This is a genomic window from Methanosarcina baikalica (assembly GCF_031461075.1).
GTDB lineage: Archaea > Halobacteriota > Methanosarcinia > Methanosarcinales > Methanosarcinaceae > Methanosarcina > Methanosarcina baikalica.
The window spans coordinates 34436-48212 of sequence record NZ_JAVKPK010000027.1 but is presented as its reverse complement, the minus strand read 5'-3'; the positions used below and the strand labels follow the sequence as shown (position 1 = coordinate 48212).

The 13777-nt window shown below is 37.1% G+C and carries 10 protein-coding genes; 4 read left to right on the top strand and 6 right to left on the bottom strand.

Features of this window, described 5'->3' with window-relative positions; translation table 11 throughout:
• Window positions 1–230 precede the first annotated feature (230 nt).
• Both RG963_RS08330 and RG963_RS08325 read right to left on the bottom strand, forming a co-directional pair.
• On the bottom strand, window positions 231–887 hold the full coding sequence (locus tag RG963_RS08330) for a glycoside hydrolase family 16 protein (protein ID WP_310575801.1): 657 nt from the start codon (window positions 885–887) through the stop codon (window positions 231–233).
• A 402-nt stretch (window positions 888–1289) separates the two neighbouring features.
• Window positions 1290–1712 carry a hypothetical protein gene (locus RG963_RS08325; RefSeq protein WP_310575800.1) on the bottom strand — a complete coding sequence of 141 codons (423 nt, stop codon included), beginning with the start codon at window positions 1710–1712 and terminating at the stop codon, window positions 1290–1292.
• 219 nt (window positions 1713–1931) lie between these two features.
• Between RG963_RS08325 and RG963_RS08320 the strand changes: the two genes are divergently transcribed.
• Window positions 1932–2375 carry an HD domain-containing protein gene (locus RG963_RS08320; RefSeq protein ID WP_310575799.1) on the top strand — a complete coding sequence of 148 codons (444 nt, stop codon included), beginning with the start codon at window positions 1932–1934 and terminating at the stop codon, window positions 2373–2375.
• A gap of 2188 nt (window positions 2376–4563) precedes the next feature.
• Here the strand turns inward: RG963_RS08320 and RG963_RS08315 are convergent.
• The gene (locus tag RG963_RS08315) at window positions 4564–5478 is read right to left on the bottom strand and encodes an S-layer protein domain-containing protein (RefSeq protein ID WP_310575798.1); all 915 of its coding nucleotides are present in this window, start codon (window positions 5476–5478) and stop codon (window positions 4564–4566) included.
• A gap of 951 nt (window positions 5479–6429) precedes the next feature.
• Window positions 6430–8832 carry a PGF-pre-PGF domain-containing protein gene (locus RG963_RS08310; protein WP_310575797.1) on the bottom strand — a complete coding sequence of 801 codons (2403 nt, stop codon included), beginning with the start codon at window positions 8830–8832 and terminating at the stop codon, window positions 6430–6432.
• 1181 nt (window positions 8833–10013) lie between these two features.
• Here RG963_RS08310 and RG963_RS08305 point away from each other — a divergent pair.
• The gene (locus RG963_RS08305; protein WP_396654701.1) at window positions 10014–10289 is read left to right on the top strand and encodes a YkvA family protein; all 276 of its coding nucleotides are present in this window, start codon (window positions 10014–10016) and stop codon (window positions 10287–10289) included.
• 295 nt (window positions 10290–10584) lie between these two features.
• Here RG963_RS08305 and RG963_RS08300 read toward each other — a convergent pair whose 3' ends face one another.
• Window positions 10585–10851 (bottom strand): hypothetical protein, encoded by a 267-nt coding sequence (locus RG963_RS08300; RefSeq protein WP_310575796.1) that lies wholly within the window; start codon window positions 10849–10851, stop codon window positions 10585–10587.
• A gap of 533 nt (window positions 10852–11384) precedes the next feature.
• Between RG963_RS08300 and RG963_RS08290 the strand changes: the two genes are divergently transcribed.
• Window positions 11385–11780, top strand: coding sequence for a DUF3303 domain-containing protein (locus RG963_RS08290; RefSeq protein WP_310575795.1), 396 nt, complete (start codon window positions 11385–11387; stop codon window positions 11778–11780).
• Window positions 11781–11839: 59 nt separating this feature from the next.
• On the opposite strand, the gene RG963_RS08285 is transcribed toward RG963_RS08290, so the two are convergent.
• Window positions 11840–12337: a GNAT family N-acetyltransferase gene (locus tag RG963_RS08285; RefSeq protein WP_310575794.1), complete on the bottom strand. Its 498-nt coding sequence runs from the start codon at window positions 12335–12337 to the stop codon at window positions 11840–11842.
• Between the two features lie 418 nt (window positions 12338–12755).
• Between RG963_RS08285 and RG963_RS08280 the strand changes: the two genes are divergently transcribed.
• Window positions 12756–13670 carry a DUF2156 domain-containing protein gene (locus RG963_RS08280; protein ID WP_310575793.1) on the top strand — a complete coding sequence of 305 codons (915 nt, stop codon included), beginning with the start codon at window positions 12756–12758 and terminating at the stop codon, window positions 13668–13670.
• The last annotated feature ends 107 nt before the right edge of the window (window positions 13671–13777 follow it).

Here is a 13777-nt window from a genome sequence, read left to right as displayed (position 1 = left end):
ACTAATTAAGGCAATTAATGGTTTCCCCAAAAAAAGTACATCTTATTTTTCACTTAAATTCCAATTAAAGTCTTATAATCGTAATTTTAATTAAAAATTCTAATTTGAGAACTTCATTAGATAGGTTCCCGAGAACTCCTCAAACAAAATAGCAGATGAACACCTGCTCAATGAACAAGAGGCCCTTCTTAGCCATTTAAGTTAAAAAAGAAAAGAGGCTTCCGCCTCAATTAAGATGGTACATAACTAAAGTAAGACAAAACCATTTCTGCATTCTGTCCATTTATCGGCACTAGGTGATTCATAAGCCACATCTGCATAGCAACTCCGCCAGCCACATGTGGAATGCTTGTCTGATCTGTACAGTTCCAGTCAGATATAACAGTTCCATTAGGTAGTTTTGCAGTGAAGTGGACATATGTTGGTTCCCAATCAAACCTGTATATCACGTTTTTAGCTCTTTGGTAAGAAGAGTCATAAGATATTGAACTCTGATATGCATTTGGCTGGACACCATAACTAAGTCTGTCACTGTATATCCAGCCCCACTGAGTAGCTTCGATATCTATTTCATTGGTATCGTTATGGCGGAAGAACATAGCCGCTACAATGTTAGGATCAAGGTTCAGTATTGGTGACGAAACCTTCCACGTGTATACACCATATGTATAGTTAGCGGATGTTGTATCAACCTCTGTTGAATACCAGGTATTTCCGATTTTTTGGATTGTAAGGTGCAGTTTCTGGTTTTCATCAACCCAAACACTATTACTTGAGTTGCTCCAATGGTTACCACCAGGATTACCAGTTCCACTTCTTACCCACCACTCTTTACCACACCAATTGAGATAGGTGTCTGCTGCAGCAACGTTTGCGATCATAAGCAAGCCTAATGTACTTAATATTACGAGTTGTATATATTTTTTTTTCATATTACTCGTAAGATAAATTGTAGTACTTTGTGAAAAATTCACAGGTTTTGATTCAAATAGAAAGATAAAAATATTTTAAAAATAATGTAACTATTCATAAACCATAAAATGAGCCAATTGACGCTGATTTTGACTATCTCGGCAACCAAAATTAGGGCTCATAGCAAAATTAAAAACGCCTTCATTTGACATCAGAGTATAAAATAAGCTTAAGTATAATAGACATTACAGTCCACGTAAATTACGGCTCTTGATGGTGATTATTAGGTAGCTGAATAGTTACAAAATAATATAAGTTTACAGAACTTGAGCATTAGTGATAACGTATCCTCTTCAAATTGAGTGGAAAGCTCTTACTCAACTCAATGAGCTTTTTTCTCTGATCAGTTTTGCTAGAGACGGCATTTCAAATGTGTTGCTCACTCTATCAAATATGTAATCATATGCACTTACACTCAGTTTCTTTGCTGTCTGAACAATCGTCATAAATGTATCGTTTGCCCTTGTTCTTTCATCTGTTATGGTTTGCAGGCTCACGTCTCTTTTTCTGACCTTTGCTCTTGCCGCTAACTCTGCTGCATTGTTATTCAGCGGTACCTCTGGTGAAATCAATGTCTTCAAGAGATGTTCCTTGTTCTCTTTTGTTTTACAGCTTCTTTCATCCAGCTTTTCATATCCTGTTATAGTCGAAAACAATTGATCAAACTTTGTGGGTAATTGTTTTGCAATCTCTAAATCTGGGTTTTCTCTAAACTCACAGAGTTCCCATAAAAGTCCCATATTCCCAGGCATTACATAATTCCTTTTATAGTATTGTTGAGAGTCATAAAGGGAATTCATTTATCGCTGATGATCAATATGTCATAAGATGCGAGAGGCAAGCTGGCGAAGATAAACGATACTGAAAGAACTGTATACATCGGAATATTTTATTTCAGTGTATGGAATTAGTATCTGTTGAAGGAATGGTATATATTGTTTATTGCGAAAGTGATGAAAATGGACGAAATTAGTATAACAGTTAGGCAAGCAATAGTATTTGGTTCAAAAGCACACGCAGAGCAGCTTGACGATGCCGGAAAGGACTATTTTATGACCCACTGCTGGCAGGTCTATGAAATTGTCAAAATATTATACCCTGATGACTTTGCACTACAGACGGCTGCTCTGCTGCATGACACATTAGAAGATACCGACACGACATATGAAATGTTAGTTGCCATATTCGGCGCAGATGTCGCTGATCTGATTCTTGAGGTTACACACGAAAGAAAAGAAGATGATACAGGCTGGTATTTCCCTCATCTGCACTCTATACGCGGAATTGTCTTAAAATTCGCTGACCGTGCCTCTAATTTGTCCAGGATGGAAGGTGTGTGGAATGCTGAAAGGATCGAGAAGTACATCAAAAAGTCAAAATTTTGGCAATCAGAAGATATGTAGGTAAACAATTTTAGTTAAGTCCCCATTTCCCTTTTTTCGGGCTTCTTCCTTCATTATTAAAATCCGATATTGAAGGATTTCATGGGTTCAAATCTACTCCTCGCACCAAATTTCGGATATATACAACGTTAAAAAAGTGTACGCAACTGCCCTATATCCATAGTACAGTTTTTTTTCTACAGTACCGTTTTTTGGAAAATTGTCTTAACCAAAAATCACTCTATTTTTATAATCATAGCTTAATAAAAAGCCTCGTTCATTTCTGATGAATAAATCAAATTGCATGCGGCCACCCCACCCTAAAGGATGGGGTATGCTGATGGGCCGCACGCCGATTTATGGGGAATAGTTTAGTATCCTTTGACAAGATTTCCTTGATATAGAGTCGCATTCCCAACTCCTGTAACTATGGTACCAAGAAACCTTATTTTACAAAGAAGCGATGATATAGAGGTTTAAACAAAACCAAAAAGAGGCGAGGGTTCACTTCATCCCCGACCTAAAGGATAGGGTATTCGTGACCCTCCGCACTCCCAAAGCAATAAAACCAGAAAATAGTAATTTTTTCAGCATAACTAATAACTTTTCATATTATTGGATTTTACAGGAGTTTTGGTATTCCATCCCTGTTTTAGTAGACCTTGCGCTTGAATCTCTAAAGCCTAATCTGTCAATACGATCCCATGCAACAACCCATAAAAATTTAGCATAAGAGGAAGGATAATTCACCCAAAAAACTAATTTCTTGAAAAGCGATCGATTTCTATAGTCATCTACCCACATAGATTCGCTTAGAAATCCTTTCCAGACAAGAGATTTTTGCATATGTTTCCATCGCTTGAACATATGGCCTATTATGAATAAGAAGGTACAAGTGATTGCAAATAGTCTTTTAGTTATATTTTTCACCCTCAACGACTCAATAAATTTAATAATAGGTTAACAGGAAAATGCATTAAAAGCAACACATTTCTTACAGATCATATCTTAACCGAATACAAATTAATATATTTTTAAAATTATACTTTCTTTCTTCCCATTTTCTTTCGTACATACCTTAAAACCCCATAAGAACAACCCAACAGAAGCATAATCTTAAAGGGTTTCTCACCTGCTTTGAGGAGTTCTTCGATTTTTTCATGATCGAACTTTGGTTTCTGACCTCTCTTTTTTGGAGGAAATTGGTGACTCATTAAGATTTCATCTCTTCATATAATTTACTGTACTTTTAAGTTTACGAGGACTGGTCATTTTATAGGTTCAACTGAAGCTGAAAAAATTCCTTAGCTTCCATAGACTTGACAGAACCTCAAGAAAGTTGAAAAAAATAACTTAGCAGCCCCATATTATCCTTCTCCACAATATAACCATATTATAACAAAAATATAAAAGCCTTTCATATTAATTATTAATTTAAACTATTAATATTTCTCGTATCATCTAAGAATTTGTAACGAAATAACTTAGGCAATAAATAATTTAGTTAAAGTTAAATCATCCCTCTTGCATGTGAAAGTTATTTAATACATTCTTAAAAACTGCCTATGTTATTTTGCGGTGGGTCCTAAGTAAGTAGAAGTAAAAATAAAAAGCAGTAAACGTCTATCAAAAGGCTTATTTTTAGACTTGATATGTATTTCTCAAAATAATTTTGCTCTAAAGTGGACTGTCATCAGTCATAAGTCCGGTATTTCGATGGTTTCTGGAACGATCGAGTTTAGAATAGTAAGAAGAAAGCAGAAAAATGAGAGGGTCGGAACGTAGAAGACATACTTATAAAATATCAATAGAGAAAGTCAATCAACTCTACTCTAGAAGACTGAATATTCATGAAATTTCACATAGCAACGAAATAATAAAAGGCTGCTATAATCTATGTAACAAATACCAAAAACTGCAGGAAATGGGAGCAGTGTCACGAATTTGCTGTAAATTCAAAGTTAATTTTTTGTGTACTGAGTACAATTTCGTTCTTTCAATATTGAATTTTCAACCTACCAACTTTTTAAGATTTATGATATTGCAGAAAATCAACATACTGCTACCGAACTTCTTTTTGTTCGATTTAACGGCTTTATATACCTTATTTTTCACACGTTTTTGTCCTGAAATTGAATTGTCGGGCAGCCTGCTTAAGGTGGAGTAGCTGCCCGTAATTTGATTTTATAGGTTCCGAGTTATGAGATTATCACCATAGATAGAACCGGAGCACATCGGGATTGGTGTTAGCTATATGGAAGTACATGTTCTCAGCGATTTCCTGATCAGAGTTCCTGACCAGAATGAAGGTATTTTCATTGCTGATGGAAAGGGTATCACCATTAATTAAAACGTCGTTGAGGTTACAGAAGTCGTCGTCAGATTCGATGGTCATTGCGTTTGCGTAGTCTATGAGCCAAATACCTTCGATCTGGGCAATGCTGTCGGATGCGCCCTGGAAGACCTGGTTGACATGGACTCTCAAGACAACAACGTCGTCTTCGTCCTGCACGTCATCTAGTTCGACGTCCCATGTGCTGTTATCTGTACCGACTGAGATGATTTTGTCATCTACGTATTCTCCATCCTTGTTGAACTGGAGCCAGACTTTCTCACCGTCAACATCGATCTGCTTGGCTTCGAGAGTGTAGCCCTGGCCGAGGTCAAGAGTTTCGCCGGTTATGATAGTGTACTTGTCGTCACTGTCAAGAATCAGTTTTGCGAGTTTGTCAGCGCTGTTGGATTGGAGTGGGATGTACCCTTCACCGAAGAAACCTATAATCGGGTACTGGTTCCAGCCTGCATTTGCATTTTCGTATTCGTATGCAACCTGCTGGATCTGGGTTTCGTAGACAAGGCCACTTTCTCCAATGACATTGCTCTGAGTGCCTGAAACATCTTTAATGGAAATAGTTTCAGTTTTCACGTCGTTGTCAATATCGTAATAGAATCCTTCAAATTCAGCAGCATCGATTGTAAGAGACGTACCGTCACCATATGTGTCGATAATATCATCGATGTCAGAGCCGTTGTACACATTACTGCGTGCTGCTGCACTTGCGGCAGATGCAAATACAATCAGAAGCATGAGAACAGCCAGTGATAATACTGTAAATCTCTTCATTTTATTGTTTCCTCCTTTTTTGAGTTTATCCAAAAGCTCAAAATCGTGCATAAAATATCTGATTTTGATACTATAGAACTAACTATATAATCTATATTCCAATTTTCCAATACCTAAGTTGAGTTTGACTGTTTCTAAGTATGAAAGACTTCCCTCTTGATATTACTTTCTATACTTTTTTATATAAATTTTAAAAATACTTATTTGTATGAAGAGGACTTTCGATATATAATTATTCTGTGGAAAAAGGCAGGGGAGAGCATGGAGGCGGATAGACCAATATTTTCCTAATCCTGCTTGTGATTATATTGTAAAAGATTATGTAGAGCTTTTCAATTTTTCTTTTTCGATTTCGGTATCCGTGATTAAGAAAAGTAATTTTGAGTTTGGGGATCAACTCTTTAATTATAAAAAGCTGTTAAATAGGCTGGTTATAGACCGAAAATCCTGTATTCTTATAGCCTATATAATCACTGGCTTTACTGAAACATACCCTCGAATTCAAAAACATATAATAGAAAATGTACAAAATTGTATAAAAATAGTTAGATAGTTTGTCGTTTGCCATTTTTTACAGATACATTTAATACATATCTTCAGGATTATTTTAATTATTTCATATATTCAGGATGAATTTAATAAATTCTTAAAGCTGAAAGTAGTTATTTTGGCCAAAAAGAACTCCTTGAAAGAAAAGAACGAGCTGTTCAGTTATTTTTAATAATTTTTGGTTTGATTTTATCTTATAGTTGGAAATCTAATATTTTAGACGGTGCCTTACCTTTGTTGTTTTTTGCTTTCGTTGCATCAATTTTATTATATTAGGACTTACGCACTTGACAAAATCAACCACTTTCGGCGTTGTGGCTGGGTTAGTAATTTACATAGTAAAAGTTTCTAGCTATTGATTTCTCAGTTCAACCGCGTAAGTCCTGAATAATTCACTCTGTTTTACCTTCTTTTATACAAGAATACACCGAGCAGCCCGATAATACAGTAAATCATTTGGAATCCGGGCATGCCTGCGTTTTCTTTCTGAGGAGTACTTGTGTTTCCTATTTGCTCAGGACTTTTTTCAATTTCTGATTTTATACTTCCGTTTTGTTCAAGATCCTGAGTGCCAGGTTTAGGCAGTATTTCAGTCGCAGCTTCTTTTGCTGTAATCTTACCTGTTATTGCAAAGGGCGAGAATCCCGGAGTTTTTGCTGTGAAATACAGATATTCGTCATCTTCCCTTAGTAGAGTGATTGGAAGCTCATTCCATTTCTTGTCAGTGTACCTTTTGAGAGTGATTGAAGACTTGTCAATGCCTTTATCCCTTATCCAGGATTTTTCAACCTTGAAACATACAACCGCGTTTTCGAGATTATCTTCATCACTTCCATATCCGCCATTTCCAACCCAGATATTCAGGTAATTATAGACTTCGCCTTCGGGTGCATCCGGCGTAAGCGTAGATTTATCTCTCAGCATCTCAACAATTGTCGTTGTCTTGCCAACAGTTTTCTTTGAATCAAAGCTTAAATAAACAATAGCAGTGACATTCTTTGGGAAATCAAACTTTACAGGGTTTCCGCTTGTAATAAAAGTCTGCGAAAGTTCCTTTACTTTTACATTCTTTGCAGGCTCAGGGGAACCACCAGCACCACCACTGCCTCCACCGTTGCTCCCACCATTGCTTCTTCCACTGCTTCCACCGCTGTCTTCAAGTACAGTTATTGTATCAGTTTTTGAGGCATCTCCGTCTGCGTTGCTCACTACAAGCTTAACGTTATAGGTTCCTGCTGAAAAATAAGTATGAGTTGTATTCTGCTCAGTTGAAGTATATCCGTCTCCAAAGTCCCAATTCCATGACGTTGGAAATCCTATACTGGTGTCATTAAACTGAACAGTTAATGGGATATTTCCACATGTTGTATTTGGGCAGAAATTAGACGATGGGGGTTGTAGCAATACTGTTATATAATTTACTTTTTGAGTACAATTCGATCCTATGTCATTCACCACTGTCAACATAACAGAGTAATTTCCACCATTCGAATATTCATGTACCGGATTCCTGGTTGTTGATGTATTTCCATCCCCGAAATCCCATGACCAAGATTTTGGAAATCCGGTTGATGTATCTTTGAACGTGATATTGAGTGGCCTAAATCCAATTGTACAATTACTGGTAAAATTAGCAACCGGAGTTGACGGTTGAATAACCTTAATTGTTTGGAACATCGAATCACTGCAAACGTCATTTGTTACCGTTAGATTAGCCGTATAAATTCCTGGTGTTGTATATGTATGAGTGACATTTGCAGTACTACTCGTAGGCGAACCGTCACCAAAATCAAGCAGTTCAGTAGTTTGGTTGATACTATAATCCACAAACGTCACATTTTTCCCAACAAATAAACTATTTGTAGAAACTGTATAATTTGCAGCCACATTAGAAAATCTGGGGAGTTGCACCCAGGACGAATTACCCAAATCTCCCATATGATAAAATACTCCGCCATTCTGACTGGTATAATTTAGAATTGAATCCAGTTTTGATGTTGAAGTTTGATATGGTCCGGTAGCAGTTGGAGTAATTGCATGCCCATATAACACTAATACATTCCCAGTTTTTATTGCGTAATCGATTCCATTTTCTATAGATTCCAAGCTGCTACCAGAAGACTGGTCATCTATTTCAACACCATAAAGAAGTTGAGTATCATCCCATTTGTAATAAGCCAGTGTTGTTTCGTTTATATTCCCGTTTACAACCGTGGGGGTTCTCGTTCTAAGTGTTCGGAAATATGGAGCTACTATTGCATCAGTAGCTGCATTTCTACTTGAATAAGGGTATGCAAGGGTACAAACCGGATAACCATAACGGGTGACTTCTACGATGTTAGGGAATATTTCCTGGTCTAGCCACATTGTAGAATTGTTATCATTTAGAAATTGAACTGAATTTACGTGATTATACCCATGCAAAGCTACTTCCCATCCAGCCGAATGAAGTGCATTTAGTTCATTTATTATGGTCTGTGGCCTGTTACTTACTATATTTACATTTATAGTACACGTAGCGTTATACTTCTGGAAAATTGGCAAATATTTATAACACGTATCAATATGTCCTGAATCGTCCCATGATAGAGCAATACCTCCTGGTTTATTTGAATTCTGTATGCTGTGGATAATTGTACTGTTACTTTTGTGTTCCGAATTATCAACTGTGGTATTTCCAGTATCTTCAGACCAGTTATAAGACACAAGCTGATTTGTATCTGCATATGCAGTGCTAACTAAACTAATTATGAATAAGAGAGATAATCCATATTTTGCATATGGTTTAAAATTGTGAAATTTCATCGTGTCAGACCCTTATGAAGACAATATTAGACGTTTTCCTCTTATGCAGTGATTCAAAAGTTTTTTTAGGTTCTAATACAAAAACTTTTGATAAATGAAGTAAGAATTTTCCTTTTTAGTTTGCTGCAACTTCATTATTATCCACCGATTATGTACCTGGTATAAGCCTCGTATTTGGACTCTGATATGTTCAAAAATACTTCTTTAACCGGACTATTCAATTTAATAATATCCACACAGTCTGGTTTTGAGGAAGTAATCTAATTGGTTTACAGTAAAAACATTATAAAATAGAGTACAACATCTTAATATTTATACTTAAGTTCGCCATATTTATAGTGTTTTCATGAATGATCATATTGATAAAAAATAGATATAGTTTTGAGTGCAGACATTCACATTTAAGTCGCTTGATGGTGAATAACTATTGTTAGCGTGGAAAAATATGGACAAGATCCTAACAAAACCCTAAATCCTGAGATAACCGCAGGTAAATGATAGATTCTGCTGATCGGGCGATAGAAAATTAATCGATTTGAATAAACTCAATTTACCCTTGCACCTATCCCAAAGGAAACGATCCCGATATCATTCCCATAGAGAATCTGGAAATCTTGTGCAGAAGCTCATATAGAGTATTGTAAGATGTGAAAAAACCCATTCTTTGAACTTAAGCCGGGAAGTATGAGGATTCGAAAAGGTCGTGAAGTAGGGCTAATGAAAACTGTAAGCACAAGAATAGCTCTTAAAAAAGGAGAAAGGTTTTTTATAAGATTTGATCAAAAACCCAACCTATAATAATTTATTTTTTTTTATCTTCTTTTGTACAAGAATACGCCAATAAGACAGAAGATATTGGAAGCTACTTAAAATCCAGGAATGCCTGCGTTTTTTCAGAGAAGTATCTGTGTTTACTATTTGCTAAGGACTCTTTACACTTAAGATAAATACTTATTTAGTTGAGATGTCATTCACAAATAACAGAACCTGTGTAGTCCAAGAAAAAAGATTTATAACTTTCGATTCAACAGCTTTATCACCCACAGATTATCTGCAGGTTGAATTTACGTACTTTTGGTTCCTCAGTTCAACTACGTAAGTTCTAAAGTAAATTTTAAGTTATGAGATAAATTGATACAGATAATTATTTATAAAGAATTACGTCTGCATCTTTGGTAGATATGATGAAACTAAAAGAAATAAAAGATAATGCGAAAAGATACATTGAACTATGCAAACTTCTATGCGCAGACTCCCGAACTCCCAAAACTACAAAAATAATATTATGGATCGCCATAGTCTATGCATTATCGCCGATCGACTTAATACCTGATTTTATACCTGTAATTGGGTATCTCGATGACATAATAATCCTTCCTGCTCTTTTGTACATTGCAATAAAATCAGTACCAGAAAATGTGTATATAGATAATTATGATCAAGTTTTCAAGAGATAAGTTATTTAGCCAGAAAATCGCTGTGCAATTTTGAGATTTTTAAAGATCTACTTCAAGCCAAAACGAATTTGTAAAATTTTTCGGAGAATGGAAGTTACTGTGGTTATGTAGATCTGTATCCAATGGCAGCACTAAATATATAGAATGGAATAAAAATTTTACTCATGAATGGGACGACTGAAGATTGGAGAACTCCCGAGAAAAAGGAGTTCTTCTGCTTCGGTTCAGCCCGAGCTGATTTCCTATTGAGTTGAAAAAAAACAATTTTGTCAGATTTCAGTGGCACAGTTACGACTCAAACAAACTCCTTATATAAATCACATCTCATACAATCAGCACATTGATTCCCCTCTCTGTCTTTACTTCTACGTAATTCGGCTGCAGCTTGCACCATCTCTATGCGAGTTTTGTCGTGAAGGTCTTCCAATACTTTAAATCGTCTCGACTTCAGCTCATAGCAGTTTGGATTTTTAGCAATTTCAAGATCGAGATTTCGCAGTTTCAAGGCGACATCAACAATATGTTTACTTTGATCAACGATATGCTCATCTATAACAGTCATATAATTTCTCCACTCCATGAAATAAATCTTTGAAAAGAAAGGCTTGACGGTCTGCCAGTTCTATCCTTTTTTCTGCCGGTGCTCCCAGTCTGGAGTCTCAAGTTCATTTTACCTTCACCCATATTTTTCGCCGTGTTATTTTTCCCTTAGATGATTAATTATTCTATAACTAAAATATATAATAGTTTCTGGTCGGAGTATATAGGAATCCTAACGATAACAGTTTGAGAAGTGGAAAAAATTGTGACGTAGAGGAATGTACCGTAATATCAACACTAAAAATAGAACCATTACTACCAACCAAAGCAGAAAAAGAAGTCTAGAAAACCGAGAAAGGATGATCAGAAAATAATGAATGGAATTTTTTGTCCTTCATAGTGGTTGCCAATGGAAAGCGTTGCTAAGATGGAGGGGTCAGATCAACGATAAGAATAATATATATCCGAGTAGATATTAACCAGTAAAAACGGGGTAAGGGGTTTTAGATATTAGCCTCAACAATGCCTAACATTTGCCATTTAATCATGCTACTGATGGATATAATAACCTGGGAGCCGAAAGACTCATTAAAAGTCGCGAATTTCTATGCAAATTATGAATACCCTAAAGGCATAAAAGTGATCGACGAGTGGACTGACCTTACGGGCTACCGCACGTTTGTGATTTATGAAACTGCCGACGAGAAAACGTATGCAGCTTCAGTTCTTCCTTTCATAGGGCTGTGCAGGTTTGAGACATTCCCGATCATGAAACTGGATAAATTTATGCAGATTGCTCAGAAATTTGCCGAGAAAGTCGGAGGGAAAGGATCTGGAGCTGAACAGGGCGGAGAAGCCTCAGAAGAGTTTCTTCAGCAAATGGAGAATATTGAAAAGAGGATTGAGCGCCTGGAACATCACTCTTTTATCCAGCAGGAAGATACGACCTGAAGGCTTAAATCCGGAATCAACTTTTGCTTTTAGGCCTGTGGATAAAATTTACCTTGATTTTATTTTTTAAGAGAACTTTCGAATCTGTCCTCGTTCATACGATAGATGTGCCATCCTTCTACGAGGCCTGCCCCAAAGTATTCGTAGAATTTCCTTGCCGGGTTCCAGTCGAGAACTGCCCATTCCATTCTTCCACAGTTCCTTTCTTTTGCAAGCTTCACACAGCGAAGAAACATTGCTTTTCCTATTCCTTTTCCGCGAAACCCGGGTTTTACGAAAATATCTTCAATGTAGAGCCCCTTCTTCCCCCCGAAAGTAGAGAAGTTATGAAAAAAGACCGTAAAACCTGCAGGTACCCCATCCAGTTCCGCAAAGAAAACTTCCGCAGAAGGCTTTTCCCCAAACATGGACTCCATCAGGGTTTCTTCTGTGGCTGTGACCAGATGAGAAAGCTTTTCGAACTCAGCAATGCCTTTAACGAATTCAAGAATCAAAGGAACATCTTCTTTTTCTGCGGTGCGGATACTCAAACCTAATTTATGTTCATTTTCGGTCATTTTAATTCCCTTATCAAATTAATAGACTAAGATAATCTCAGCAGGTTTGGTGAGATTGAATTTATTTCTTTGATGAGATTGAATTTATATGATTCTATTCGTAAGCTACGTAATTTACCACTAGCTTGAAAAATAGGTCTTGTTCATGAATTATTGATCAATACTGAAAAAACGAGTATACCCCCCTTATTTACGGAAAATGAAAAGAGATTCTCATGCTTATGATTTTCAATAACTCACCCCCACGACAGAAAAATAGTACTTTAATCTAATTTATAGAAATAAACCTCATTAATGTAAACCCTGATGGATAAATGATTATTTAGTGAAAATCATATTAGTTGGGGAGTAAGAATAACTGACCGTACACAGTATTTATCAATAAAAATAATTAAAAGCCAAAAAAGTCTTGTTCAAAATGCTTTGTCAGGAAGATTTCAAACCGGTCACGCTTGCAGATCGGGCTTTTTTCGAGAGCCATTACGCGCTCTACCCGCAAACCCACAGCGACAACACCTTCACGAATATGGTTTGCTGGAGCCATTTTACGCAGTACCGGTATGCGTATGTTAACGGGAACTTGATACTTGCGTGCACCACCGCAGGAGTGACCAGATTACATCCGCCCATAGGCCCCTACAATCCTGTGCTCATGCGTGCACTCATACGGCTGGCGCTGGATATGGGCGATGATAATAAGCCTCTTATACTCATTGATCCTGGTACTGCGCAGCGGATAAAGGAGATCGATCCTGACCTTATGCTGGTTCCGGAACTGAACCGTTTCGAGTATGTGTACCGAGCTCTCGACCTTGCAGAGCTTCCAGGAAAGAAATATCTCAAGATTCGCAGCCAGATCAACAAATTTCGGAAAAATTACCTGTACACGATCGAGACGATAACACCCAGTAACCGGGAAGAAATAATGGAGTTCCTGGTAAAGTGGTGTGAGAGCAAAAGGTGCGAGGATGATTTCATACTTTCACACGAAATAGAGGCAATCTTCTACGCGATCGAGCACTTCATCGAACTACCCCTGCAGGGCCTTTTGATAAGGGTCAATTCACAGGTAGGCGCCATCTCTCTTTTTGAACGTCTCAACGCTAATACGGCGCTAATCCATTTTGAGAAAGGATTGCCTGAATATAAAGGAATCTACAAGGCAATCAATGCAGAAACTGCAGCAGTTCTTGTCAGCGAGGTCGAATACATCAATCGAGAAAGCGATCTCGGCATCAGCGGGCTTCGAAAAGCAAAGCTGAGATATCACCCACATCACATGGTCGAGGTATGTTCGCTAAAACGCCGAGCCTGTTTTCCATTTATCACATGATTTTTAGTTTCTGTCGGATGGGCGTGAGCTGACGGTACCGTTTCTTCAGAGATTTGAAAAACTAAGGTTCTGCAGAAGAAAGAATTGATAAAGAGCTAAAAGAGGGT